Source organism: Bacillus sp. FSL H8-0545 (assembly GCF_038006105.1).
GTDB classification, from domain to species: domain Bacteria; phylum Bacillota; class Bacilli; order Bacillales; family Bacillaceae_G; genus Bacillus_A; species Bacillus_A cereus_U.
Map to the genome: position 1 here is coordinate 1197842 of NZ_JBBOUO010000001.1, position 26011 is coordinate 1223852.

Genomic DNA, 26011 nt, shown 5'->3' on the forward strand with positions numbered 1-26011 from the left:
TAAGTGAATTATATAAAGTAGGTGAAAATGTGTGAAGACAAATGTACATAAAATTGATAAGTGGGGGAAGTTAGGAACTTTTTTGTATCAATTTCGTTATACAGTAATTGTAGCATTACTACTACTTGCGATAGTGCTCGGTATTTTTGCTCCAAAACTTCCAGGAGTATTGGGCGGTGATGGTTTCCAAACAGAAGGGGATTATCAAAAGACGAAAGAAATTTTAGATAAAGATTTTAAGCAGTCTCAAGATACACTTTTACTCGTTTTTGAGAAGGAAAAGGATACTTCGCATGAGGATTTCCAAAAGCGTATAGAGGGGATAATAAATCAAATTCAAGAGAAGGAAACATACGAATCTTTCCATCATCCCATGCAAAATAAAGAGATGTTACAAGATGATATCGGTTATGCGACGATTTTATTTTCCGGGAAAACAAATAAAGAACGAATGGAAAAGACATTACAATTCGCCGAAAAAATCGAGAAGGAAAGTAATAGCGTATTAAAAGTAACACCGACAGGATATCCGAAAATTAATCAAGAGATTAATGAAAGAACGCAAAATGATTTAAAAGTAGCAGAGATGATTGGATTACCTATTGCTTTTCTCGTACTATTATTCTCATTTGGTAGTCTGATTGCGTCTATTTTACCGATTGTAAATGGCGCGCTTAGTGTCATTAGTACGATGGGGATTTTATATTTTATAGGTAGTGATAAAGAGCTATCTATTTTCGTGTTAAATGTTGCGCCGATGATTGGGCTCGCATTATCAATTGATTTCGCACTGTTATTTGTAAATCGTTTCCGAGAGGAAGTTGCGAAGAGAACAGTGAAAAAAGCGATAGCGATTACGTATCAAACGGCAGGACGCGCTATCGTATTTTCAGGGTTATGTGTATTCGTCGGTTTATCAGGCTTATTTTTCTTTAAGATAGATTATATTCAGTCTGTTGCTATTAGCGGGATGATTGTCGTTATTATGAGTATTTTGTTTTCGCTCACACTTCTTCCAGCACTATTATCTTTAATTGGTAAAAGGATATTAAAAAAGAATCAGGCGGCGCCTACGCCATCAAAGGTCTGGCGTAAATTTGCACAGTTTGTAATGAAACATCCAATCGTCATGATTATTGTTGTTATAACATTTATTGTTATTTGTTTATTACCGCTACGTACAGCTAACTTGCAGTTTCCTGGTGTTGAAGCGTTACCTGAAAAGAGTGATACGAGAATTGCATTTGAGAAGTATGAAGAAGCCTTTAATAAGACTGTCAAAACACACGCCGATGTTACTTTAGTAGTAGAGACGAAGGATGATATAACAGAAAAAGAAAGCTTACAAAAGGTAGAAGATGTCGTTCAAAAGTTAAAAGATGACAAGCAAGTATATAAGGTGACAAGTGTATATGACGGGCTAAATGGAATGAAAGCAGATCAAGTTGCGGGAATGTTACAATCACCAGAAGCGGCGAAAATAGCTCCTGTATTTGAAGCGTATACGAAAGGAAATAAAACAACAATGGAAGTCTTTTTGGATACGAAGCCAAGTACAGAAACTGCAAAACAATGGGTTCGTGATTTCAAAAAGAATTATAAAGAAAACGATGTTACTTATTATTTAGGCGGGATGACAACGTTCCAACAAGAGTTGGAAGATGAAATTAAAGATAAAGTTGCAATTGGTATGTCTGTTATATTTGGGTCAACCTTTGTTATTTTATTATTCGCATTCCGCTCGATACTCATTCCAATAAAGGCGATTATTATGAATGTACTTAGTTTAAGTGCAACAATTGGAATTGTTATTTGGTTATTTGAAGGTGGTCATTTCGGATTAGATGAGAGTTCAGTTTTATTTGTATTACCAATCTTTATTTTCGGCCTCGTATTTGGGCTTAGCATGGATTATGAAGTATTTCTTATTTCACGAATCCATGAGTTATATGAGGAAACTGGAGATAACGATCAAGCAACGCTAGAAGGGCTTGTCTCGACAAGCCGCATCATTACATCCGCTGCTTTAATTATGATTGTTGTTACCGGTGCGTTCGCCTTTACTGATATTTTGCCAGTAAAGCAGATGGGTATTGGAGTCGCATTAGCGATATTTCTTGATGCAACAATTATTCGACTTATGCTTGTACCAAGTTTAATGAAATTGTTTGGAGATTGGAACTGGTGGTTACCATTTCGAAAGAAAAGAGAAAAATCATCGTAAAAAATGCTCATCTATAAGATGAGTATTTTTTTATGAATAGCGAGGCCTATATTTTGTAAATAGTATGTGATAAGAACAATACATACAAGTAGGTGAAGGCAATGTTTCGTTATTTTAAGTTTAAGCTAAATGATACAGTACAATTTGCTGAAAACGATGGACATATGTATCGCATTGTCGGCTATCGGTTAGAAAAAGGGTTTTATCCAAAAGATGAATGGACTCATATCATTTATGAACTACTTAGAGAATTCGACGGTTATACGATGGATGCGGAAGAAGAGGAAATTGTAAAGGTCATTCAAGTAGAGGATGAGTATTACAAAATACAAGAAGTATCGGGGTATCGTTATCCAGTAAAAATGAAGCAAAAACAGCAAGTTATGAAAGGAGAGAAAATAGACGACTTATTAGATACGTACAACGACTATAAACGATTGGCGGGTTTCTTTAAAGATTTATTGTATGAACAAAAAGCTGAAGAAGTGTTGCAGGAGATGAAAAGGCTTAGAGCATGAGGGGACAGTCGATTATAAGACTGTCCTCTATTTTTGACGGTGCATCAAAGTATGTTTTCCGTTACAATGAGAGAATCAATAGAAATAAGGTGATTATAGTATGGAAACAAAGAAAAAGGGCGAATGGTGTGAAATTACGGTTCCAGCGACGTGGAATGGTATAAGTATTGAGTCGTTGTTAAAAGTAGAATGGGAAGTACCAAAAAAGTTATTACATCAGCTTCGTATGGAAAAAGGTGTTACGGTTAACGGAGAACAGAGGAGATGGAATGAACTTTTAAAAGAAGGAGATAAGTTACAAGTTCATATGTTTATGGAGGAGGAGTACGGCGTAGAGCCGGAATATGGTGAATTAAATGTAGTGTTTGAAGACGATCACGTACTCATTGTAAATAAGCCTGAGCAAATGGATACACATCCTTCTGAAAAAAATGGGACGGGAACACTTGCCAATCTTGTTGCTTTTCATTTTCAAATGCAAGGTTTAGAGACGAAGGTTCGTCATATCCATAGGTTAGATAAAGATACGACAGGTGGTGTTGTATTCGCAAAACATAGAATTGCGGGTGCAATTATGGATCGTTTATTAATGGAACGGAAAATTAAAAGAACGTATACGGCACTTGTTGAAGGAAGAGTAAAAAAGAAGCAGGGGACAATTGACGCGGCCATCGGAAGAGATCGACATCATGCTACAAGGCGCCGTGTTTCTCCAAAGGGAGACCAAGCTATAACGTATTATAAAGTAGAGAAATATTTTAAAAAACAAAATGCTACGCTCGTAACGTTACAGTTAGAAACCGGTAGAACGCATCAAATTCGCGTTCATATGAGCTATAATGGAAATCCATTAGTTGGGGATGTATTATATGGTGGGCAAACAAAATATATGTCCGGGCAAGCGTTACATGCGATGAAGATTAATTTTTTGCATCCGATTACGAAAGAAGAGATCGTGGTTGACGTACCTTTCCCTACAAATTTAAACGACACAATGAAAAAATTTGAAAGAGAAAATGGGTAAAGTGTAAGCTTAAAGTTGAAAAAGGTAGATTTTTGCAGGGATTTCTCTAAAAGAGGCGAAGCCGTTAAGAGAAAAGAGAGGTGAGAATTACTTGATCAAATATAAATATATGCTAGGGATATTTTTCGCTTGTCTTTCACTTACTCTATGTATTTATCCATATTTACCAACTCGTATGGCAGTGCATTGGAACGAGAATGGTGGAGCGAACGAGTTTATGAGTAAACACGTTGTCGTATTATTTATCCCTGTCCTTATTATTATTTTACATGGATTAGTATATGTTATTTCACATAATATATATAAGTTTAATGAAGGAGAGCATCTCATTATAAGTGGATTTATAAAGAGTATTACTTTATTTATGATGTTTGTCCATATACTAATTCTCTTTGTTAATTTGGGAAGTATTATATCCTTTCAGACAGGACTAACGATTGGAATTAGTATGTTTCTTTTTATGTTTAGTAAAGTGTTTAAAAAGGTGAAGGATAGAGAGAAAGAACCGATCAAATTACAAAAAATCCGTTTAGTTAGTAGGCGAATCTTTCAAGGAATGGCATGCAGCATATTATTTTCATTGCTTTTGAGCCTGGAGTGGGGATTTTATTTGTTAATTAGTGTAATAAGCTGCGGGTCTATTTTGTTTATGTTCTACAATTTATACGCATACATATTAGAAAGCTATGAAACATAAAAAAAGAGTCTTCTCATTAGGAGAAGACTCTTTTAATCTATTTACTTCGTAATAAATTGTTGTGTCCAGTAGTTGCCGCTCTCTACATAGCCAACACCGATATGAGTGAAGCCACTATTTAAGATGTTTGCACGGTGTCCATCACTTTTCATCCAAGCTTGTACAACTTCTTCTGGAGTACGTTGGCCTTGGGCGATGTTTTCACCTGCAGATTTATAAGAAATACCAAATTTCTTCATCATGTCAAACGGAGACCCGTATGTAGGGCTGTTATGATCAAAGTAGTTGTTTTTTTGCATATCTTCAGACTTAATGCGTGCTACTTTGCTTAATTCAGTATCGATTTGTAATGCTGGTAAGCCTTGTTTTGTACGCTCTACGTTTGTCAATTCAACAACACGTTGTTCGAATTCGCTTAAAGATTTTGCTTCTTCAGCAGGCTTTTGCTCAGCAGGTTTTTGTGTTTCAGTTTGAGTATTGTTATTTTCAGCAGGTTTTTGAGCTTCTGGTTTTTGAACTTCTTCAGCAGGCTTTTGTTCAGCTGGTTTTTGAGTTTCCTCAGCAGGCTTTTGAGCTTCTGGCTTAGCTGTTGGTTGTTCAGTTACAACATTTTCAGTAGGCTGTTGACCAGGAATGAAGCAATCTTGTTGGAATTGACCTTGATTCCATTGTGCTAATGACTCAACTCCCATAGATTGTAAGAATGCTTGTAATTCTTGTTGGCTCATTTGTTGCATCATTACTTTTGAATGCTGAATATTTTGAACCTTTATGTTAGATGGTTGTACTGTTGCAGCTTGTGCATCTAAAGATGATACTCCTAAAGTAAGAGCTGTTGCAGCAGCTACAGATAATAAAACACGCTTTTTCATGATGTGTGTCCCCCTATATAAAGTTTTAATTTGTTTTCACACGATTTGTTTTTGACAGCCTGTCTGACTGACAAATCCATCGTAGCATACAATTTACAAGAAAAAAGATGGAAAAAAATTCATAGACTTTGAAATTACCTAATTTATCCTAAGAGAAGAAAAGGGAAGAAATAAGAGAAACATAGAGTATAAAAGGAATTTTTAGCATTTTTATACTTGGTTTTAAGAGAGGGTTTTTGGATAGATTTACCTAAATGGAAAATAAAGAATCCTATTGTATCAATGGTTTGAACATTTTTTTGAGGAATATACTGGATTGATTTTTACAAAACTGTAATGTTTCTGTTGTTCTTTTTTATAATAAAGTAACATATTTTTAATGTTGTAGCAGACAAAAAAGCGGCTATCTCTTTACATAGACGAAGGAGATAGCCGTTTTCCTATTATTACGTATGTTACGAGTTATTACGAGTTGGTTTCAATTGCTTCTAATAATAAATCTACAATGTGAATTCCTCTCATTTTATGAGAAAGATCTTCTCGTTCAATACCTAGTTTCATTTGTAATAGACAACCTGGATTTGCAGTAACAATTGTCGCCGCGTCTGTTTCATGCACACGGTCCATTTTATAATCTAGAAATTCCATTGATAACTCTGAATGAACAATATTGTAAATACCAGCAGAACCACAGCAACGGTCCGCATCTTTCATTTCGCGATATGTTGCACCTTGGATGGCTTCTAGTAACATACGAGGTTCAGAAGATGTTCGCATAACATTGCGTAAATGACAAGAGTCTTGATACGTAATGATTTGCGGTGGAAGTCGTAAGTCAGTACGTTTATGGAAATCTAGTTCTACTAGTATAGCAGTAATATCTTTAATTTTAGAAACAAATTGCTTTGCGCGCTCAGCCCATTCTGGATCATCCTTTAAAAGGTAATCATAGTCTACGAGGTAAGCTCCGCAACCACCTGCATTCGTAATAATATAATCGATGTTTAAATCTTCGAATGCTTTTATATTTCGTTTTGCTAATTCTTTTGCTCCACTCTTTTCACCAGCATGCCCATGTAATGCCCCGCAGCAACTTTGTGTTTTCGGAATAACGATATCACAACCAGCTAACTGAAGAAGTTTCATCGTTGCGTTATTTGTTTCTAAAAACATCGTATCCATTAAACAACCTGTGAAGAATGCAACTTGTTTTTTCTTTGCCACCTCAGCAGGTAAAAATTCAGGACGATCTTTCATTGCTTTCATTTTAGGGACTTTTGGCAAAACGAGATCTATCGTTGCAAGTGTTTCAGGGAATAACTTCATAATACCAGTTTTATGTGTTAGCGTTTGTAAACCAGATCGCTGGTAAAATCCGATTAGCCCTGTTAATGTTCTCATTCGATTTTGATGCGGGAATAGTCCTTCAAAAACGACTTTACGAACGGCTTTCACTGGCATTGAGAATTTTTTATTTTGATTAATAATATCACGAGCTTCTTCTAATAAATGTCCATAATTCACACCAGACGGACAAACAGGTTCACAAGCACGACAGCCAAGGCAGACGTTTAATGTATTTTCAACATCTTCATCTGGCTCAATTAAACCATCAGCGACGGCTTTCATTAATGCGATACGCCCGCGCGGCGAATGTGATTCTTTATATCCAGATTGAATGTAAGTAGGACAAGTCGGTAAACAAAAACCGCATCGCATACAATTTAATAGTTCATCTTCACTTAATCGTTCTTTAAATTCCTTTTGAATGTTTTCTTTATTTAATGTGGTCATCGCTCAACCACCACTCTTTTACGAGAGTCTTTCGCGAACATCTTTCCAGGATTCATAATGTTGTTTGGATCGAAGGCTTGTTTAATCCCTTGCATAGCAGCGATACCTTCTTTACCTAATTTCATTTCTAAATACGGAGCTTTCATCGCACCAACACCATGTTCACCAGTAATCGTACCACCAAGCTCAATCGCTTTTGCAAATATTTCAGCAAAAGCTTGTTCAGCACGGTGCATTTCTTCTTCATTACGGGCATCTGTCATACAAGTTGGGTGCAAATTACCATCACCAGCATGACCAAAAGTACAAATAGGAATATTATATTTCTTTGCAATTGCATTAATTGCTTCAACCATTGGAGCGATTTGTGAACGTGGTACAGTTGCATCCTCTAATATTGTTGTCGGTTTTAGTCTTGCAAGTGCTGATAGTGCACTACGGCGTGCTGTACGAAGCGCATCTGCTTCGGCTTCATCTTTTGCAACGCGAACATCGACCGCATTCATAGCACGGCAAACGTTAGCCATTTTTTCGATATCTCGATTGACAACCTCAGGTGGACCGTCTTGTTCAATTAATAAAATTGCTTTAACGTCAGTTGGTAAACCGATTTGTGCAAACTCTTCTACAACTTCAATTGTTGGTTGGTCTAAAAACTCAAGTGTCGCTGGAATAATTTTATTTGCAATAATAGCAGAAACAGCTCGAGCAGCTTCGTTAATATCTTCATATAGCGCAAGCATCGTTTTCTTCGTTTCAGGCATAGGGACAAGTTTTAATATAGCTTCCGTAACAACACCAAGTGTTCCTTCAGAACCAATAAATAAACGAGTTAAATCATAACCAGCTACATCTTTTGCTAATTTACCGCCAGTGCGAATGATATCGCCGTTCGGTAAGACAATTTCAAGCCCCATTACATAATCACGTGTTACGCCATATTTTAAACCACGTAATCCGCCGGAGTTTTCATTAATGTTACCGCCGATTGTAGAAATTTTCATAGAGCTTGGATCTGGTGGATAAAATAAACCTTTTTCTTCTACTGCTTTAATAATATCAAGTGTAATAACACCAGCTTGTACAGTAATTGTTAAATTCTCTTCGTCAATTTCTAAAATATTGTTCATCTGGCGGAAAATAAGGACGATACCACCTTCAAGTGGACACGTACCAGCGCAAAGATTTGTTCCAGACCCGCGAACATATACCGGGATTTTATGAGTGTTACACACTTTTAACACGTCTGCTACTTCATTTGTATTACGAGGAGCAATGACTGCATCAGGCATCGCTTGGAAGTTTGGAGTGGCATCATAACTATAAGTTAAACGCCCCATATTGGATGTATCTACATTATCTTCGCCAACAATAGATACGAATGAATCAATAATTTGCTTTTCTAACATTGGAAATCCCCCTCAAACTGTTAACGTATTTAGTAATAATAAAAAACGTTGTAACAGTGCTTTCATTATAATGATAAAAAAGTAGGGGGATTCTTTCTATATACAATCATCTAAAGATTAATCTATTTTATCGTTATTTTTTGTATGATTATCTAATAAGAGGAGTGCGAAGTATAAAACATTTAAATCTTTGAATTGTTTCGGGTCAAGTCCTGTATGTTCTTCAATCTTTTTTAGCCTGTAATGCAGTGTGTTAATGTGTATATGTAATTGCTCAGCTGTTTGCTTATAAGATTGGTTATAATCGATAAATAAACGTAGAGTGTGCATAAGCTCAGGAGATGATACTAAGTTTTCAATAGTACGCACTAGAAACTGTTCCCGGGTTTCAGTAGAAATATCTTGTAAGCACATTTCTAAACGTAAATCTTCATTAAATACAATTTTTTTCGTTTCAAGTGATACTGAAAGGGCGCGTAGTGCTTGTTCGTACGATAAGTTCATATTGCTTGGCGTAACTGTTTGTCCAATCCCGATATATAAAGTAATAGAAAATAAAGTTTCACAGTCTTGTTTTAAACGTTTTAAAAATTGAAAGGTTTGCTCTTTGGAGTGCATTGTTGTAAACAAAATAAACCGATCATTTCCCCAGCGAACAAATAAATTTTCTTTTGCTAAAATGTTGCGCAGATGTTGCCAAATTTTACGCTGGAGCATCGTATTATCTTGGGCGATTGATAATAAAATAAGTTGTTTCTTCTTATATAAATCAATGCCAAGCGTTTTTGCACGATCGAGAAAACTTGGAGACCAGTCTGTATTTTGAAGCCAATCAAAGACAAATGCTTCATAAGAACGGTGCTCAAGTTCTAGTTGTTCTAAAAAGTAGTTTTCATGAATTAATAATTCGGTCATCTTACGTAATATTTCTCCGTATTGTGAAATATTTTCAGGTTCTCCTGTAATTCCAATCACGCCGATTACTTCGTCATGGAATAGTAAAGGAAGATTCATCCCAGCTTTTACACCTTGCAGTCGTCGTTCATCATCTTTTGTAATAATGACAGTATTCTTTTGTTTCGCACAGCGGAGTGCCCCTTCATGAAATTGACCGATTCTTTCCGCATCTGTACTTGCGATAATAATGCCTTGTATATTAATAATAATAATGTTTTCAGTAATTAATCTGCGTACTTCACGTACAATTTTATTCGCTAAATCAGGAAAAAGCATAATTTGCACACCTCAAATTCTATTTGTTGTACATTATATATGTAAGTTTATTAATAAAGGAAGATTTCACATTTTCCACACATTTATTTGTTACTTTACAATTATAACGAAATCATCCGAAGATGGAGGGAATCTTTTGAGAAAGTATGTTTTTCTTCTCTGTTTTTTATTTCTATTAGTAGGGTGTCAAGGAAGTTCGTATACACCGATTGCTAAAGATAAAAGTGTTATTATAACAACGAATATAAAGGAAGGTAGTATTAGTTTTATTGATAAAAAAACAAAGAAGCTATTAACAACATGGGAATTAAATGAGCCGATTGCGGGGGTTACGCTACTTCCAAATGGCGAGGAAATACTCGTTTATGGTAAGCAATTAGAATATATGTATGTATATTCACTAGCAGAAGGAAGACAAGTGGACAAATATAAGACTGGAAAAGGAATTGCTAATGTTATCGCATCAGATAATGGAAAACAATTATTTGCTGCCGATCAAAATGAACAAAAGGTAAGGTTCTTTACGATAAAAGGAAAAGAGACAGGGAGTGTTTCAACAGGAAAAGGGCCGATAACGATGGTAGAGCATCATAACCAGTTATCTGTACTCAACTTTTATGATACGAAACTAACGACCATTGATACAAAGAAAAAAGAAGTGATACAGTCCTTTATGATTCCGCCAGCATCAACAGGAGCGACGGTTAGCGCTGATGGGAAAGAAATATGGATTGGTGGACATGGTGATGGAAGTCAAGTGAATGAGAAAGTATTAGTGTATTCTTTACAGAGCGGAGAGATGATACGTTCTTTACATGCTCCGTTTATGCCTGTGAATATAACAAAGGATGATAAGTATGTATATGCGCTAAGTCACGGTTCAAATACGCTTAGAAAGTTTGATGCAAGTACGTATCAAGAGGTAGGATTTGCAGAAGTAGGATCTAATCCATTTGCATTTTTGAAAAGCGGTGCAGAAGGATATGTAGCTAGTTATGATAGCGATGAAGTATGCGTAATGGATATGAAGAATATGAAAATAAAACAAACAATTAAAGTCGGTAAAGGACCGTTTCAACTCATAGAGAGAGAAGGGGAAGGGCAATGAGTAAATATAAAGTGCTAGTCGTAGATGACGAAAGTGATATGAGGCAACTTGTCGGAATGTACTTAGATAACTTCGGATACGAGTGGGGAGAAGCTGAAAATGGAAAAGAGGCACTTCGAAAATTAGAGACGGATCATTACGATTTCGTTGTACTAGACATTATGATGCCTGAGATGGATGGGCTTTCAGTTTGTAAAGAGATTCGAAAAACGTCGGATGTACCTATTATATTTTTAACAGCAAAAGGTGAAGAGTGGAATAGGGTGAACGGCTTACGTATGGGAGCAGATGATTATATTGTAAAGCCATTTAGTCCTGGGGAACTAATTGCTCGTATGGAAGCTGTTTTAAGACGATATACAAAGCAAGAACAGCAAGAAGAGATTCAATTTGGACCGATTCTTATTAATGAAAAAAGTAGGAGGGTCGAGACGAATGGTGAGACGATTCCTCTTACGGTAAAAGAGTTCGATTTACTATATTTTCTTTGCCAACATAATGGACAAGTATTTAGCCGGGAACAATTGCTTGAAAAGGTGTGGGGATATGATTATGCAGGAAGTACAAGAACGGTAGATACGCATGTGAAAACGATGCGTCTAAAGCTAGGAGAAAGTGGAAACTACATTCAAACCGTTTGGGGTGTAGGTTATAAATTTGAGGTGTAACGTATGTTTACGATGGTACAAAAGCTTTGGCTTACAGTAGTATGTGCAGTATGTGTAACAGTTTCCTTTCTTTATTTTGTATCTTTATACTCATATGAAAAGTTATACGTTGATAATTTAAAAGATTCATTAGTAATGGAAGGGAAACGTCTTGCCACGCAATATGATAAACGTGAAGGAGTATCCACTTTTGAAGAGAAAGTAAGGGCATATGATCAAATATCTAGTTCAGATGTCCTTTTCGTATACAATCCGCGTGATTTAAGCGCATGTTTGCCTTTTGATGTTCACCATCATTCTCTTATAAGTGAAGGGGATAGACAGGCGCTATTAGATGGGAAAACTGTGACAAAGATAGGGTATGAAGAACATTTTGATCGTAATATTATGGGTGTTGTCATCCCTGTTTTAGATAATAAAAAATTAGTTGGTATTGTATACTCTTATATTCCTTTAAAAAGTATAAAAGACTTAATATTTGATATGGGTCTTATTTTAGCGCCGTTAGCACTTGCAATGATTTTAATTACAATATGGATTGGTAGAAAAATTATTATCGCTATTACGAGACCGCTTTCGCAAATGGAACGAGTTGCAAATCATTTGGCTACTGGAGATTTCTCAGAGCGGATTACAATTTCTTCAGAAGATGAAATTGGACGATTGGGAAAAGCTTTTAATAAAATGGCAAATTCTTTAGAAACAGAAGATGTAAAGCGTAAGGAATTTTTAGCTAATGTTTCGCATGAACTTAGAACACCGCTTAGTTATATTAAAGGATATAGTGAAGCTATTTTAGACGGTGTAGCGAAGGGGCCGCAGCAGGAAAAAGTAACGCAACTTATTCATAAAGAGGCAGGTCGCATGCAGCGCCTCGTTCATGATTTATTAGATCTAGCGCAGCTAGAAGGTGAACACTTTCCCCTAAAGAAACAACCTATCGTTTTTTCACAGCTTATTGAAGATGTACTAGATACGTACGAGTTACAGTTTATAGAAAAAACCCTTCGTATTTCAACGAATTTAAATCCTGAAATTATCGTAATGATTGATGAGGATCGTATGCAACAAGTACTTCATAATGTGTTAGATAATGCGATACGTTATACAAATCAAAACGGGGATATCATAATAACATTAAAGCAAATCGATGATTATTGTGAATTGCACATAAAAGATACAGGAATAGGTATTGATAGAGAGCATTTAGAAAATCTCGGGGAACGCTTTTACCGAGTAGATAAAGCGAGAAGTCGTCAACACGGTGGAACAGGTTTAGGTCTTGCAATTGTAAGGCAAATTGTTCATATACATGATGGTGAGTGGAGAATAGAAAGTGAAAAAGGTAAGGGAACGACAGTTATTATTAAATTAAAAGCACAAGATGAGGAGAGCATATTCTAACTTTTGGAATATGCTCTTCATATTGAAGGTAAATAGTTACGCGTAAATGTATTAATTAATATCAAACAAATATCAAAAATTTGACTATTTTATGAACAAAACATTTGTACTTCTTACTAATTCGTTCTAAAATAGTTATGGATGCTAAGTTCTTATAAAACGTGACAATTGTTGTTTGGAAGATACTGAGGTGATTTAACTGGAGTACAAATCTATTAAACCGAAAAAAATTTACGAAGAAGTATCTGAAGCTATTTTAACAATGATTAAAAATGGTACGTTAAAACCTGGTGACAAACTACTTCCTGTTCATCAATTAGCTGAGCAGTTTCAAGTTGGAAGATCTGCTGTTCGTGAAGCGCTAAGTGCGCTAAGAGCAATGGGCTTAATTGAAATGAAACAAGGAGAAGGTACATATGTAAGGAATTTCGATCCTTCTTCATTAACAAAATCACTAAATAACAAGTTATTAATGAAGAAAGAGGATATTTTGAATTTATTAGAAGTACGGAAGGTGCTCGAAGTGGGGGCAGTTCGAGCGGCAGCGGCAAAACGTACGGAAGCTAATTTGCAAAATATGAAGCATTGGTTAGATGAAATGGCAAAGAGCATTGGAGATGAGAAGGCTGGCGAAAAAGCAGACTTTCATTTTCATATGGGAATTGCAGAATCTTCGCATAATAACATCTTACTTGAGCTCATGAATCATGTTTCAGAGATGATTGCTGAAACGATTGGTGAATCAAGACGCATTATTTTATATGGTGAACAAACAACATCAGAACGACTTTTAGAAGAGCATCAATCTATATATAATGCGGTGTTAAAGCAAGATGTGGAATTAGCGCAGCAAGCAATGCTAAATCATTTAACAAATGTAGAACATATTGTCACAGGTAAAAGCGATATAAATTCGTAATTTAATCTTTTATTTTTCTAATTTTCTGATAAAATAGAGAGAGAGATTAAGTAAACGTTTTCTTTAGAAGAGGGAGAGGATAGGCCATGGTTGAGCCTACTTCTTCTAATCTTAGTCATCTGATGACCATATGATTGTTGGCGAAGTTGTAATGAGGGGGAATTATAGTTATGAAAGTCACTTTATTTGTTACTTGTATAGTCGATATGTTTGAAACAAACGTCGGCAAAGCAACAGTTGAAGTATTGGAGCGTTTAGGTTGTGAAATTGAATTTCCAGAAGCACAAGTTTGTTGTGGTCAGCCTGCTTATAATAGCGGCCATGTAGAAGCAGCAAAAGAAGCGATGAAACATATGATTGAAACTTTCGAAGATGCAGAATATATCGTTACGCCATCTGGCTCTTGTGCGACAATGTTTCATGAGTATCCGCATGTTTTTAAAGATGATCCGAAGTGGGCTAAACGTGCACAAAAGGTTGCTGATAAAACATATGAATTCACACAATTTATTGTAGATGTTTTAAAAGTTACAGATGTTGGTGCAAGTTTACCAGGAATAGCTACTATTCATAAATCTTGTCATATGACACGCCTGCTGGGAGTAAAAGAGGCACCAGGAATTTTATTATCAAACGTAAAAGGATTAACTGTGAGAGAACTGCCAAACGTGCAAAATTGTTGTGGGTTTGGGGGAACGTTTTCAGTTAAGATGACTCCAATTTCTGAGCAAATGGTAGATGAAAAAGTAGATAGTGTAATGGAAACAGGTGCTGATTATTTAATCGGTGCAGATTGTGGGTGTTTGTTAAACATTGGCGGACGTATTGAGCGTTTAGGAAAAGAAGTAAAAGTAATGCATATTGCTGAGGTCTTGAATAGTCGCTCATGAAGGGGGAACATAAGCTATGTCTATGAAAATCAGTGAGAAAAAATTTAATGATCGCGTTGGCGATGGAATTCAAGATTCGTTTATGCGCGGAGCAGTATCTTCTGCACAAACGCGTTTATATACAAATCGATTGAAAGCAGCTGAAGAGTTAGGAAACTGGGAAGAGTGGCGTGAACTAGGTGAACAAATTCGTCAACATACGTTAGAAAATCTTGATTATTACTTAATGCAGTTAAGTGAAAATGTATCAAAAAGAGGCGGTCACGTTTACTTTGCGAAAACGAAAGAGGATGCAGCAAAGTACATTCAAGACGTTGCAAAAAAGAAACAAGCGAAGAAAGTTGTAAAATCAAAATCAATGGTAACTGAAGAAATTAGTATGAATCATGCCCTTGAAGAGATTGGTTGTGAAGTGTTAGAGAGTGACTTAGGAGAGTATATCTTACAAGTAGATAACGATCCACCATCACATATTATTGCGCCTGCACTTCATAAAAACAGAACGCAAATTCGTGATGTATTTAAAGAAAAACTTGGATATGAAAATTCTGATGATCCATACGAAATGACAAAGTTTGTTCGTAAACAACTTCGTGAGAAATTTATGGATGCAGAAATTGGTGTGACAGGTTGTAACTTCGCTGTTGCAAATACGGGCTCTCTTTGTTTAGTAACGAACGAAGGTAATGCCGATCTTGTTATGTCGATTCCGAAAACACAAATTGCAGTAATGGGTATGGAACGTATGGTTCCGACAATGGAAGAATTAGATGTTTTAGTTGGTTTACTATGTCGTAGTGCAGTAGGTCAAAAGCTAACAAGTTATGTAACGGTAGCAGGACCAATTCAAGAGGAAGAGGTAGATGGACCAGAAGAGTTTCATTTAGTCGTTGTTGATAATGGCCGCTCTCAAATCCTTGGATCGGAATTCCGTTCAGTATTGCAATGTATTCGTTGTGCTGCTTGTGTCAATGTATGTCCTGTGTATCGTCACGTTGGTGGACATTCATATGGTTCTATTTATTCAGGACCAATTGGTGCAGTGTTAACACCACTTTTAGGTGGATATGATGATTATAAAGAACTTCCTTATGCATCTAGTTTATGCGGAGCGTGTACGGAAGCTTGTCCAGTAAAGATTCCGTTACATGATTTATTATTAAAACATCGTCAAGTTATCGTTGAGCAAGAAGGACGTGCCCCACTTGCAGAGAAATTAGCAATGAAAATGTTTAGTATGGGCGCATCTTCAGCAGCTTTATATAAAATGGGATCAAAAATAGCACCGGCAGCAATGAGTCCATTTACATCTGGCAATCGTGTATCAAAAGGTGTTGGTCCACTTAAAAACTGGACGGATATTCGTGAATTCCCGGCTCCAAGTAAAGAACGATTCCGTGATTGGTATAAAGATCATAAGAAAGGCGGGGACAAATAATGACAGGATTAATTCAAAACCGTGAGTCCTTTCTAGATAATATCGCAAAAGAACTTGGGCGCGCGCGTAAAACAGAAGGCGTAGAACGTCCAGCATGGAAAAGTAATGTGAATGAAGAAACGTTAAAAGATTATTCACAAGAAGAATTGTTAGAAGTATTTAAAAATCAATGTACAAACATTCATACAACTGTTGTGGAAACGACAAACGACCGTTTACGTGAAGATATTCAAAAAGTAATCGTTGAAAACGGCGGAGGACCTATTATATTATCAGCAGATGAACGTTTTGATTCCTATGGATTGACTTCTTTATTTAAAGAAGAGCTTCCAAAGCAAAATGTTGAGGTAAATGTATGGGATCCTGAGAAAAAAGAAGAGAATATGCGTATAGCGGAAAAAGCGAATATCGGTATTGCATTTAGTGATTATACATTAGCTGAATCTGGTACGATTGTTGTACAAAGTCATAAAGGACAAGGGCGTTCTTTACACTTTTTACCGACTGTATACTTTGCTATTATTCCACGTGAAACACTTGTACCTCGCATTACACAAGCAGTTCAACATATGAACTCTCGTGTGGAAAAAGGTGAAGCAGTCGCATCTTGTATTAACTTTATTACAGGACCAAGTAACTCTGCGGATATTGAAATGAATCTTGTTGTCGGAGTACACGGGCCATTAAAAGCAGTATATTTCATCGTATAAAATAGGGGAAAGCAGGCCGGAAAACGGCCTGCTTTTTTAATAGAATAAAGATAATATGAAGTAGAAGTTCTCTCCTTTTTTTGTTATGTTCTTTTGGAAAGGAGAGGAAGGGATGTTCACTTATTTATATGCATTGTTAATGGGTATGGTGTTTGGTTCTTTTTTTATGGTGATTGCGATGAGAGTTCCAGTAGGGGAATCTATTATTACACCGCGTTCGTACTGTTATTACTGCAAGTATACGTTAAAGCCGAAAGAACTGATTCCAATCATTTCATTTTGTATACAAAAAGGGCGTTGTACGAATTGTAAGAGGAAAATCTCAAGTTTGTACATAGTATTTGAATTTGTTACAGGTAGTTTATTTTTTCTTACTGTATATGTAATTGGAATAGAACGAGAGCTCATCATCACTTTATCGCTCTTTTCTTTACTTCTTATTATTTCAGTTACAGATTTAGTATATATGCTAATACCTAATCGTATTTTAATTTGGTTTGCGCTTTTGCTTATTTTAGAATGTATTTTTGTACCGTTAGTTACTTGGATAGATAGTTTAGCTGGTAGTGGAACTATATTCATTTTGTTATATTGCATGCAAAGGATTTATCCAGATGGTCTTGGCGGAGGTGATGTAAAATTACTTTCGTTACTCGGATTTATAGTGGGAGTGAAAGGGGTTTTTATAACTTTATTTTTAGCATCTTGCTTTAGTCTTTGTTTTTTCGGAATAGGTATAGCGTTAAAACGTATAAAAATAAGAACCCCAATTCCGTTTGGACCTTTTATTAGCCTTGGAGCAATATGTTATGTGTTGGTCACATATGCAAAATAGAGAGGAGATAGAAAATGAATGTATATATGGATGATCAAAGAAGTTGCCCGTACGGATATGTTTTGGCAACTACAGTAGAATCTGCATTACAATTTGTTCGGAGTAATAAGGTAAACATCCTTTCTCTTGATTTTAACATGGGATGGAGGCAAAAGAATGGGTTAGATTTTGTAGAAGTCTTTTGTACAGAAGGTCTATATGTTAATGAAATTCACCTTCATACAAATGATGTCATCGGTATGTATCAGATGAAACAGAGAATAGAGAGAGGGAAGGAAGAAGGGGAAATTAATCCTTGTATTGCCTTGAAATATGTAGGGAGCTAAAACCTCCAAAGTGAAACTTAAACAGACTATAATAAGAAGAGGATACTATGTCCAATATGAGGACGTAGTATCCTCTTTTTTCTTGCATTGTATATTATATAAACAGAGATTAAACATAGTTTATTATGTATACAATGAATTTTAAAAGAGCCGAAAATAAAAAGAACCACTTTCTGTTAGAGAGTGGCTTTGTATAAGTACGATTACTACATCTTATAGAGCGCGTATGTAAGTAATTACTTAAATGCATATCGTCTTATTTACTGGAAGAATAACCCATGTTATATTACTTTCTAATCAGTCTCGTTAAAGCCATCCCAAGAAATCCAGCACCCATTCCTATTAGCCATCCAGTTTGGGTATTTCCTAACATAGATCCCACTCCTCCACCAAGAAACATGCAGCCAACGAATACTAATCCTCCAATTCCCCAGTTCGGCCGATCCATAATTCAATCACACCCTTTCAATAAAACATATGCTATTAGCTACCTAAACTTTCTTGCATAGAATATGTTAATTATTTTGCTAGAGATGGTGTAGTTATTCGGCTTAAATTTAGCAACTTTCAGGGAATTCAAAAGACGTGGAGATTGACCGATTTGAAGGAATTGCAGGAGGAGAATTTTATTTTTTGTATTATAATAACTTAAGGGTTGTGGAACAAATTCTTCTTCAACTAACTAGCTAATAAAGGTCTGGTGATTTTCGACAATCGGGCGCTTTAATGGAATAAAAGGAGAGCATATATTAGTCATGTATAATATGTGCTTTCCTTTATTTTTAGAGATTTTTATAATTTAAGTCTTGATAAGTGATACTTTGGAGTTTTTAGTGTTTCATATGTGCTTGTAAAGGAATAATTTCCTCTGTTTGAGCTGCTACTAATTCAGTTTCTTCTTGTTTAGCAACAGGTGCTTTCTTTGTTAAGTAATGATATACCATACCGACAAATACCGATCCGCCAATAATGTTACCGATTGTAACTGGAATTAAGTTATGAATAGCCCCAGCGAAAGTAATTGTATCAGGATGTGGTGAAACTAAAGATAAGGCAAACAATGATAAGTTTGCAATGCTATGCTCATAGCCAGATAAGAAGAATGTGAAAACGAGCATCATTATCATCAATATTTTTGCTGTATCACCTTTTACTTGAGAAGGTAAGAAGCAGGCAAGACATACGAGCCAGTTGCATAAAATCGCTTTAAAGAATAATTGCATTGTAGGTGTGTTCATTTTTCCTTCAACGACTGTATTCATTAAATGACCGTGATCGATTGCTCCGAAAATGCCAGTTGCGTAAAATAGTAAGGCAAAGAATAAAGCGCCAGCTAAGTTACCTGCATAACAAGCAACCCAGTTGCGAAGTGTATCAGAAATAGTTGTTTCTTTTCTTAAAGTTGCCACTGTGAAGTACATTGTATTGCCAGTAAATAATTCAGCACCGCCATATATAATAAGTATCAGAGCAATTCCGAAAAACATGGAGGAAGCTAAATATGTTGCTGGTGAATCAACAACATGAAAAAAGTTACCTAATTTAAAACATAGTACAATAATAAAACCGATATAAATGCCAGCAAGTGCAGCGCGAATGAAATATTGCATTGGATTTGTATCTAGCATTTGCTTTTTGCTCTTAGCCAGTTTTACAACATAATCTAATCCTTGTTCTAGCATGAGTAATACGCTCCTTTAGTACATCGTCTATAAATACTCCTTATATGAATAAAGTACATGGATTTGTTCTCATTTTCAATAAGTTTGTTCAATATTTCACAAAAAGGACATACATCCGGAAAGGAAGCGTTTACAAAAGGTAGTATAATGGAATTTTTTCTAAAAATAGAGAGGGATTGAAACGAGGGAAAAAGAAAAAGCGCTGTAATTACAGCGCTTTTTCGTCTAAATTCTTTTCTACTTTTACTTCTACTTCTTTCGAGAAGAACCAACCGCCAACTGCGATTCCAATTAATACAATCCAGAATGTAAGCTTCCACGGAGTAGATTCTGGGAATGAATGCGGAAGGACACCTAAAGCAGGGTGTGCTAGCGTATAAATCGCTAATTTCACACCAACCCAACCTACAATTAAGAATGCTGCAGTTTCAAGTCCTGGTTTACGTTTTAATATTTGTACGAAAGCAGTTGCTGCAAATCGCATTATAACTAATCCGATAAGTCCACCTGTAAAGATAACGATAAATTGACCTGTATCAAGACTACCAATCGTACCTAATCCTGTTTTCGGTAAAGTCACTGCTAATGCAACAGCAGCTAAAATTGAATCAACAGCGAAGGCGATATCAGCAACTTCGACTTTAAATACAGTCCACCAAAAGTTCTCTTGTTTTTTCTTTGCTTCTTTTTCTTCTGTTTCTTCATGTGAATTCTTTTTAACATACGTTTTAAATAAGTGATTCCCCGCGATAAACATAAGATAAATCGCACCAATTGCTTGCACTTGCCATACATCTACTAGGAACGAAATCATAAATAGTGATCCGAAGCGGAAAACGAACGCTCCTGCTAATCCATAAAATAGTGCTTTCTTTCGTTTTTCTTCTGGTAAATGTTTTACCATGATTGCGAGAACGAGAGCGTTATCAGCCGCTAAAATCCCCTCTAGTGCAATTAGGATGAGTAATACCCAACCATACTCCAATAATAATGATACATCCATGTACATTCTCCTCTCATTTCTATAAAGACTAAACAAGTGAAGAAGTTCCCCACTGTTTAGTTTCCCCATACTCCTGCGTATCAACGGTGGAAGGAATTTGAAAACAAAAAAGACCTCTGCCGTTGATAGGCAAAGGTCTTGCTAGACATATGTAATGAAAATGCCAACAAAGCCGGAAGAACTAAGTTCTACGTAATGACGACTTTGTTTCCAAGAAATAGTTCTTGGACGCTACTCCCCTTTGGAGATATGCTATTGTATTCTCATTATATGGATAATTTATACGGTTGTCAACCTGTTAAAATATCTTCGTTGGGATATTTTATTTTTCTTTGTTTTTTACGTGCAAATGAAAAGGCTAATGTTAAAGGCCCCATCTTTCCAAAAAACATCATAAAGATAATAATTGTTTTGCCGATGATTGTTAAGTGTGGCGTCAAATTCATACTAAGGCCGACAGTTCCAAATGCTGAAAATACTTCAAAAGCACTCATTAATAAAGGAACTTTCTCAGTGATGCTTAAAATTAAAATAGAAAGAAAAATAAACGAAATTGAAATAATAGTAATCGTTAATGATTTGACAATGAGCGCATCTTTAATGGATTTTTTAAACACGACAATATCATCTTGTTCTTGCAAAAATTTAAATACGCCGAAAAACATAATTAAAAAAGTTGTTAACTTAATCCCGCCACCAGTAGAAGCACTGCCAGCACCAATAAACATAAGAAGCATCATTAATAAAAGAGAAGGTTTTGATAATGCAGAGATATCAACAGTATTAAACCCGGCAGTACGCGTTGAAATCGCTTGAAAATAAGCAGCCATACCTTCTTCAAATGGTGTAAAACCTCTCATGGAAATTGAATTATGAAACTCGAATATAAAAATGAAAACTGTAGCAATAATATTGACGATAAGAGTAGAAGAGAGCATAAGCTTTGAGTGCAAAGTAATGTTTTTAAAGTTTTTCTTTCTTTTTACATCTACGATAACCGTAAAACCAATCCCACCTAAAATAATGAGGGAAGAAATAACGAGATTGACGAGAATACTATGGGAGTGCGACATTAAATTATCGCTCCACACAGAAAAACCAGCATTGTTAAAGGCTGAGATAGAATGAAAAAAGCTGTAATATATCCCTTTGGCAACCCCGTATTTTGGTACCCATTCAAAGGAGAGAAATAAAGTAGCGATACATTCTACAGTAAAAGAAAATAAAAATAATGCTTTTGCAAGACGAATGATTCCGCCGACATTTGTTTGGTTTAATGCTTGTTGTAATAAAATCCGGTTTTGAAGGCCGATTTTTCTGCCTAGCATAATTGCGATTAAAACAGCAAAGCTCATAATGCCAAGCCCGCCAACTTGTATAAGTGTTAAAATGACACATTGGCCAAATAAGGTAAATACTTTACCAGTGTCCACAACACCAAGCCCTGTAACCGTACAAGCAGAAACCGTTGTAAATAAGGCATCTAGCCATGAAATAGACGTTGTTGTAGCAATTGGCAATTTCAATAGGCATGTACCGATAATCGATAGCATAATAAAAGATACAGTAAGAACACGGGGAGGACTCATGCTAATGTTAATCCATTTCATTTCACATATCGTTCCTTTCGATTTGCTCTTACTAGTATGTGAAGAAGCACTATTATGTATGTTAAAAAAGAAAGAGGCAGAGAATATCTGCCTCTAAGCCATAGGTTATATAGTTATCCGCGTAATTGTTGTTGAGCTAAAGCAACAAGACGTTTCGTTACTTCACCGCCAACTGATCCGTTAGAACGAGAAGCTGTATTAGATCCTAAGCTTACACCGAATTCTTGTGCGATTTCATATTTGAATTGTTCAAGTGCTTGCTCTGCACCCGGAACTAGTAATTTGTTTGTTTTCACCATGTTGATACACATCCTTAAAGAGTAATCCAGTTTAGCTAAGTGCTACCTGGTAATGTTATTTTATGTGTAAACGACGTACTCATACACGGAAGTAAACGGTGTGATTAGAAGTTCTTGGATAGAAAAAAGAGTAGCAAATTTGCTACTCTTTTTTCAGTATTGTCGCTGTACCTTCTACGACAATATCATCAGATTGATTATATATGTTTGTTTGCAATGTGATGATTTTTTTATCGTCCCGCTTTTTAATAACTTCTGCCACAACGCGAAGGGTATCACCGATTTTGACAGGAGCACGGAATGAAACGTTTTGTGATAAATAAATCGTATTTTTGCCAGGGAGTTTCGTTCCAAGAATGGTAGAAATAAAACTTGAAACGAGCATGCCATGGGCAATACGTTCTTTGAACATTGTCGTTTTTGCAAAAGAGTCTAGAATGTGAATAGGATTTACATCTCCAGTCAATTTTGCAAAATTGATAACGTCCTCATCCGTAATTTTTTTTGTAAGTGATGCTTGATCACCGACTTGAATCTCATCGTAACGAAGCTCTGGAACAGTTTGTGCTTCTTGAAATGGATTCATTTTGTCCTCCTTCTTTTCCATATCGAAAAATGTAAGCCATCTTGATGTAGTAGGAGGAAGAAAGAGTTTTGTTTGTGCTGCAGTTAGTTGCCACATTTTTCTTACTTGATGGAAGTAAATAGATTTTTTGAGTTTTCTTCGAACTGCTTTGCGAGTTCTAGTTGTTTGGACTTGAACTCTCCCAAAAAAACTTCTAACTGTTTTTGAACCTCTTCACGCTGCGACTGTTGTTGTTCGATAAAGTGTTTTGTTGTTTCTTCAAATTGGCCGCTAGTTTGAGTAAGAATAGACAAAGATGTTTTCGTAGGCGAAACAGTAAGTTGGTGCATTTGATTAGAAAGCTCATTCCACTTTTCTTGCCACTCGTTAATTTGATCATTTAAGGAGTTTCCAGTTAATTGCTTCACATAGTCTGTATATTGGTTATTGAACTGAGCAGTAAATTGGTGTAGTTCTTTTTCTAGTTCATCTACTCCTGATGTTAATTTATGCAAAGCGTCTTGTTGTTGTTTTAACGTTTCTAAAGTAAGTTGCTCTAATTGTTTCCCAGCTGAAGAGAAGAGGGAAAGAGATTGAGACCAGTTTTTCCAAAATGCATCGACTAATTCGTATGGCTTAGTTTCCATTGTGTGACCTCCAAATGTTTTTTTGCATATTATGAACGCAGATTACTCTGCTGTACCACCAGGTGAAGATGAAGAATCCTTTTCATCCTTTTCTGGAGAAGTAGAAAATGGAAAGAATGCATTGGTGTATAACGTGAAAAACGTCCGCAACATATTTTGATAATGTTCAAAAGAAGTCGCACATGTTGTTAAATATTGCTCTCCATATTCTGTTAAAGAATAAATTCGTTTCGCTGGCCCGCCTTCGCTTGTATCCCAAGTAGAAGAAATAAGATTTTCTTTTTCTAATTTGCGTAGTGTCCTATACACATTACCTTGGTCAACAGAAGAAAAGCCGATGTCCATTAGCATTTGAATAAGTTTGTAACCATGAAGACTCCAGTCTTTTAGACAGAGAAGTAAGAAAGGAACTAAGAAGTTTTTTGGCATGGAGTTTGGTTGTTTCGCTTGGTTTTTTTCCAAACTTTCTGGGTGTTCTGGTTCATTATGTAGCATGATTGTGCATCACCTCATGAATCAGTTAGATGGAATTTTTTGCTTATAAGTGCAATTTACACCTATCTGTTTTTAATGTCAATACATTTGTTGGAAAATAAAGAAAAATAAAATATATACTTGAATTTCTATTCGGAATATTAGAAAATAGTGAATAGGTTGAATTGTTTCAAAAACGAAAAAGGGAGTGTAGTCGAAGTGATTGATCAAAAATTCGATCCATTGCAAGCATGGAAAAATGCTTATGAACAAACCGAAACATTTTGGGGAAAAGCGCTCAATGAAACAATTAAAACAGAAGAATATTCTGCTTGGATGGGCAGCGTTCTAGATTTGAATTTGTTTTATCAAAAAGCATTAAATGATACGACAAAAAATTATTTAGAACAGGTGAATGTGCCGACGAGAGAGGATATCGCTAGAGTAGCTACGCTTGTTATTAACTTAGAAAATAAAGTTGATAACATCGAGGAAATTCTAGAAGAGAAAGTGGATTCATTAGGACAAGCTCCTACATTAAAGCGTGATGTTACGAAAGTAAAACAAGATATGCGCACGTTGGAAACGAAAGTTGATCAAATTTTAGAATTGCTAGAAAAGCAAAATGCAGTACTAGCTAAACTACAAGTACCTGTAAAAGAAGAAGTAAAGCCTGTAAATAAGCCAGAAAATAAAAAATGATAATCACGTTTGTTTATAACGTGTAAAAGAGAGAGGGAGAATCTCTTTTCATGTATAAACAACGAAACATAATTAATATATGGACTCAATTAGTATGAGTACCAAAATGATTCATAACAATCGTTCACAAATTCATTTAAGGGGGAAAAGAAATGGTTCAATTAAATGGCAAAGTAGCAATCGTAACAGGTGGGGCAAAAGGAATTGGAAAAGCAATTACAGTAGCATTAGCAGAAGAGGGAGCAAAAGTAGTTATTAACTATAACAGCAGTAAAGAAGCAGCTGAAAACTTAGTAAATGAATTAGGAAAAGAAGGACATGATGTTTATGCAGTTCAAGCGGATGTTTCTAAAGTAGAAGATGCAAACAGACTTGTAGAAGAAGCTGTGAATCATTTTGGTAAAGTTGATATCCTTGTTAATAATGCTGGTATTACAAGAGATCGTACATTCAAAAAGTTAAATCGTGAAGATTGGGAGCGCGTAATTGACGTGAACTTAAGCAGTGTATTTAATACGACAAGCGCTGTACTTCCATACATATCGGAAGCAGAAGAAGGTAGAATCATTAGTATTTCGTCTATTATTGGCCAAGCAGGTGGATTTGGACAAACAAACTACTCAGCAGCAAAAGCAGGTATGTTAGGATTTACAAAATCATTAGCGTTAGAACTTGCAAGAACAAATGTAACTGTAAACGCAATTTGCCCAGGATTTATTGATACTGAAATGGTAGCAGAAGTACCAGAAGAAGTGCGTCAAAAAATCGTTGCGAAAATCCCGAAAAAACGTTTTGGTCAAGCTGATGAAATTGCAAAAGGTGTAGTATATCTATGCCGTGACGGTGCGTATATCACAGGTCAGCAATTAAACATTAACGGCGGATTATACATGTAATGAAGTAAGAAAAAAGTGCATATCCATAGCAGGAATGCACTTCTTTTTTTAGAAAGAAATTGAC

General features: G+C 35.8%; 27 protein-coding genes and 1 riboswitch. Of the genes, 15 read left to right on the forward strand and 12 right to left on the reverse strand.

From position 1 onward, the window contains the following. Positions 1-31: 31 nt before the first annotated feature. From MHI07_RS06315 to MHI07_RS06330, 4 genes are all read left to right on the forward strand, one after another. Positions 32-2224, forward strand: coding sequence for an MMPL family transporter (locus MHI07_RS06315; RefSeq protein ID WP_340822604.1), 2193 nt, complete (start codon positions 32-34; stop codon positions 2222-2224). Positions 2225-2325: 101 nt separating this feature from the next. Next, entirely contained in the window at positions 2326-2742 is a 417-nt protein-coding gene (locus MHI07_RS06320) for a histidinol dehydrogenase (RefSeq protein ID WP_340822606.1), read from the forward strand. Positions 2743-2842: 100 nt separating this feature from the next. Then, positions 2843-3766 (forward strand): RluA family pseudouridine synthase, encoded by a 924-nt coding sequence (locus MHI07_RS06325; protein WP_002158767.1) that lies wholly within the window; start codon positions 2843-2845, stop codon positions 3764-3766. A 91-nt stretch (positions 3767-3857) separates the two neighbouring features. Beyond that, positions 3858-4463 carry a DUF1648 domain-containing protein gene (locus tag MHI07_RS06330; protein ID WP_215581000.1) on the forward strand — a complete coding sequence of 202 codons (606 nt, stop codon included), beginning with the start codon at positions 3858-3860 and terminating at the stop codon, positions 4461-4463. 41 nt (positions 4464-4504) lie between these two features. Here the strand turns inward: MHI07_RS06330 and MHI07_RS06335 are convergent, their stop codons facing one another. The 4 genes from MHI07_RS06335 to MHI07_RS06350 form a co-directional block, all read right to left on the reverse strand. Beyond that, the gene (locus MHI07_RS06335; RefSeq protein WP_340822609.1) at positions 4505-5335 is read right to left on the reverse strand and encodes a CAP domain-containing protein; all 831 of its coding nucleotides are present in this window, start codon (positions 5333-5335) and stop codon (positions 4505-4507) included. Between the two features lie 465 nt (positions 5336-5800). Further along, positions 5801-7129 (reverse strand): (Fe-S)-binding protein, encoded by a 1329-nt coding sequence (locus MHI07_RS06340; protein ID WP_215581003.1) that lies wholly within the window; start codon positions 7127-7129, stop codon positions 5801-5803. Beyond that, complete coding sequence (glcD, locus tag MHI07_RS06345) at positions 7126-8538, reverse strand: glycolate oxidase subunit GlcD (protein WP_340822611.1); 1413 nt, start codon at positions 8536-8538, stop codon at positions 7126-7128. Before glcD ends, MHI07_RS06340 begins: the two co-directional genes overlap by 4 nt. 117 nt (positions 8539-8655) lie before the next feature. Further along, a complete protein-coding gene (locus tag MHI07_RS06350) occupies positions 8656-9771 on the reverse strand; it encodes a CdaR family transcriptional regulator (protein ID WP_340822613.1) in 1116 nt (371 codons plus the stop codon). A gap of 136 nt (positions 9772-9907) precedes the next feature. Between MHI07_RS06350 and MHI07_RS06355 the strand changes: the two genes are divergently transcribed. From MHI07_RS06355 to MHI07_RS06395, 9 genes are all read left to right on the forward strand, one after another. After that, the gene (locus tag MHI07_RS06355; protein ID WP_016104235.1) at positions 9908-10879 is read left to right on the forward strand and encodes a hypothetical protein; all 972 of its coding nucleotides are present in this window, start codon (positions 9908-9910) and stop codon (positions 10877-10879) included. Then, the gene (locus MHI07_RS06360) at positions 10876-11547 is read left to right on the forward strand and encodes a response regulator transcription factor (protein WP_002158760.1); all 672 of its coding nucleotides are present in this window, start codon (positions 10876-10878) and stop codon (positions 11545-11547) included. The genes MHI07_RS06355 and MHI07_RS06360 overlap by 4 nt, the downstream gene beginning before the upstream one ends. 3 nt (positions 11548-11550) lie before the next feature. Continuing rightward, positions 11551-12951, forward strand: coding sequence for a sensor histidine kinase (locus tag MHI07_RS06365; protein WP_002158759.1), 1401 nt, complete (start codon positions 11551-11553; stop codon positions 12949-12951). A 229-nt stretch (positions 12952-13180) separates the two neighbouring features. Continuing rightward, positions 13181-13870: a FadR/GntR family transcriptional regulator gene (locus tag MHI07_RS06370; RefSeq protein WP_255298756.1), complete on the forward strand. Its 690-nt coding sequence runs from the start codon at positions 13181-13183 to the stop codon at positions 13868-13870. Positions 13871-14040: 170 nt separating this feature from the next. Further along, positions 14041-14760 carry a (Fe-S)-binding protein gene (locus MHI07_RS06375; RefSeq protein ID WP_002149679.1) on the forward strand — a complete coding sequence of 240 codons (720 nt, stop codon included), beginning with the start codon at positions 14041-14043 and terminating at the stop codon, positions 14758-14760. 16 nt (positions 14761-14776) lie between these two features. After that, entirely contained in the window at positions 14777-16198 is a 1422-nt protein-coding gene (locus tag MHI07_RS06380; protein ID WP_002149674.1) for a LutB/LldF family L-lactate oxidation iron-sulfur protein, read from the forward strand. Continuing rightward, positions 16198-16908, forward strand: coding sequence for a LutC/YkgG family protein (locus MHI07_RS06385; RefSeq protein WP_078173265.1), 711 nt, complete (start codon positions 16198-16200; stop codon positions 16906-16908). The genes MHI07_RS06380 and MHI07_RS06385 overlap by 1 nt, the downstream gene beginning before the upstream one ends. A gap of 112 nt (positions 16909-17020) precedes the next feature. Next, positions 17021-17743, forward strand: coding sequence for a prepilin peptidase (locus MHI07_RS06390; protein ID WP_002158755.1), 723 nt, complete (start codon positions 17021-17023; stop codon positions 17741-17743). Positions 17744-17757: 14 nt separating this feature from the next. After that, a complete protein-coding gene (locus tag MHI07_RS06395) occupies positions 17758-18069 on the forward strand; it encodes a cyclic-phosphate processing receiver domain-containing protein (protein WP_340822620.1) in 312 nt (103 codons plus the stop codon). A 286-nt stretch (positions 18070-18355) separates the two neighbouring features. On the opposite strand, the gene MHI07_RS06400 is transcribed toward MHI07_RS06395, so the two are convergent. The 8 genes from MHI07_RS06400 to phaQ all read right to left on the reverse strand — a co-directional run bounded on the left by MHI07_RS06400 (position 18356) and on the right by phaQ (position 24370). Then, a complete protein-coding gene (locus MHI07_RS06400; protein ID WP_016100337.1) occupies positions 18356-18517 on the reverse strand; it encodes a hypothetical protein in 162 nt (53 codons plus the stop codon). A 382-nt stretch (positions 18518-18899) separates the two neighbouring features. Further along, positions 18900-19751 (reverse strand): formate/nitrite transporter family protein, encoded by an 852-nt coding sequence (locus MHI07_RS06405; RefSeq protein WP_002158753.1) that lies wholly within the window; start codon positions 19749-19751, stop codon positions 18900-18902. Between the two features lie 208 nt (positions 19752-19959). Then, a complete protein-coding gene (locus MHI07_RS06410) occupies positions 19960-20754 on the reverse strand; it encodes a TerC family protein (protein WP_002158752.1) in 795 nt (264 codons plus the stop codon). Between the two features lie 79 nt (positions 20755-20833). Further along, a riboswitch (yybP-ykoY riboswitch) is annotated at positions 20834-21006 on the reverse strand. A 38-nt stretch (positions 21007-21044) separates the two neighbouring features. Then, a complete protein-coding gene (locus tag MHI07_RS06415) occupies positions 21045-22364 on the reverse strand; it encodes a TrkH family potassium uptake protein (RefSeq protein ID WP_340822625.1) in 1320 nt (439 codons plus the stop codon). Between the two features lie 113 nt (positions 22365-22477). Further along, positions 22478-22663 carry an alpha/beta-type small acid-soluble spore protein gene (locus MHI07_RS06420; RefSeq protein WP_000241212.1) on the reverse strand — a complete coding sequence of 62 codons (186 nt, stop codon included), beginning with the start codon at positions 22661-22663 and terminating at the stop codon, positions 22478-22480. 142 nt (positions 22664-22805) lie between these two features. Beyond that, the gene (locus MHI07_RS06425) at positions 22806-23249 is read right to left on the reverse strand and encodes a MaoC family dehydratase (RefSeq protein ID WP_001067911.1); all 444 of its coding nucleotides are present in this window, start codon (positions 23247-23249) and stop codon (positions 22806-22808) included. A gap of 101 nt (positions 23250-23350) precedes the next feature. Beyond that, on the reverse strand, positions 23351-23875 hold the full coding sequence (gene phaP, locus MHI07_RS06430; protein ID WP_002011575.1) for a polyhydroxyalkanoic acid inclusion protein PhaP: 525 nt from the start codon (positions 23873-23875) through the stop codon (positions 23351-23353). Positions 23876-23917: 42 nt separating this feature from the next. After that, the gene (gene phaQ, locus MHI07_RS06435) at positions 23918-24370 is read right to left on the reverse strand and encodes a poly-beta-hydroxybutyrate-responsive repressor (RefSeq protein WP_000903018.1); all 453 of its coding nucleotides are present in this window, start codon (positions 24368-24370) and stop codon (positions 23918-23920) included. A gap of 198 nt (positions 24371-24568) precedes the next feature. Here phaQ and phaR point away from each other — a divergent pair, with 198 nt between their 5' ends. Both phaR and MHI07_RS06445 read left to right on the forward strand, forming a co-directional pair. Beyond that, positions 24569-25051 carry a polyhydroxyalkanoic acid synthase subunit PhaR gene (phaR, locus tag MHI07_RS06440; RefSeq protein WP_000566956.1) on the forward strand — a complete coding sequence of 161 codons (483 nt, stop codon included), beginning with the start codon at positions 24569-24571 and terminating at the stop codon, positions 25049-25051. Between the two features lie 152 nt (positions 25052-25203). Further along, entirely contained in the window at positions 25204-25947 is a 744-nt protein-coding gene (locus tag MHI07_RS06445; protein ID WP_000250406.1) for an acetoacetyl-CoA reductase, read from the forward strand. The last annotated feature ends 64 nt before the right edge of the window (positions 25948-26011 follow it).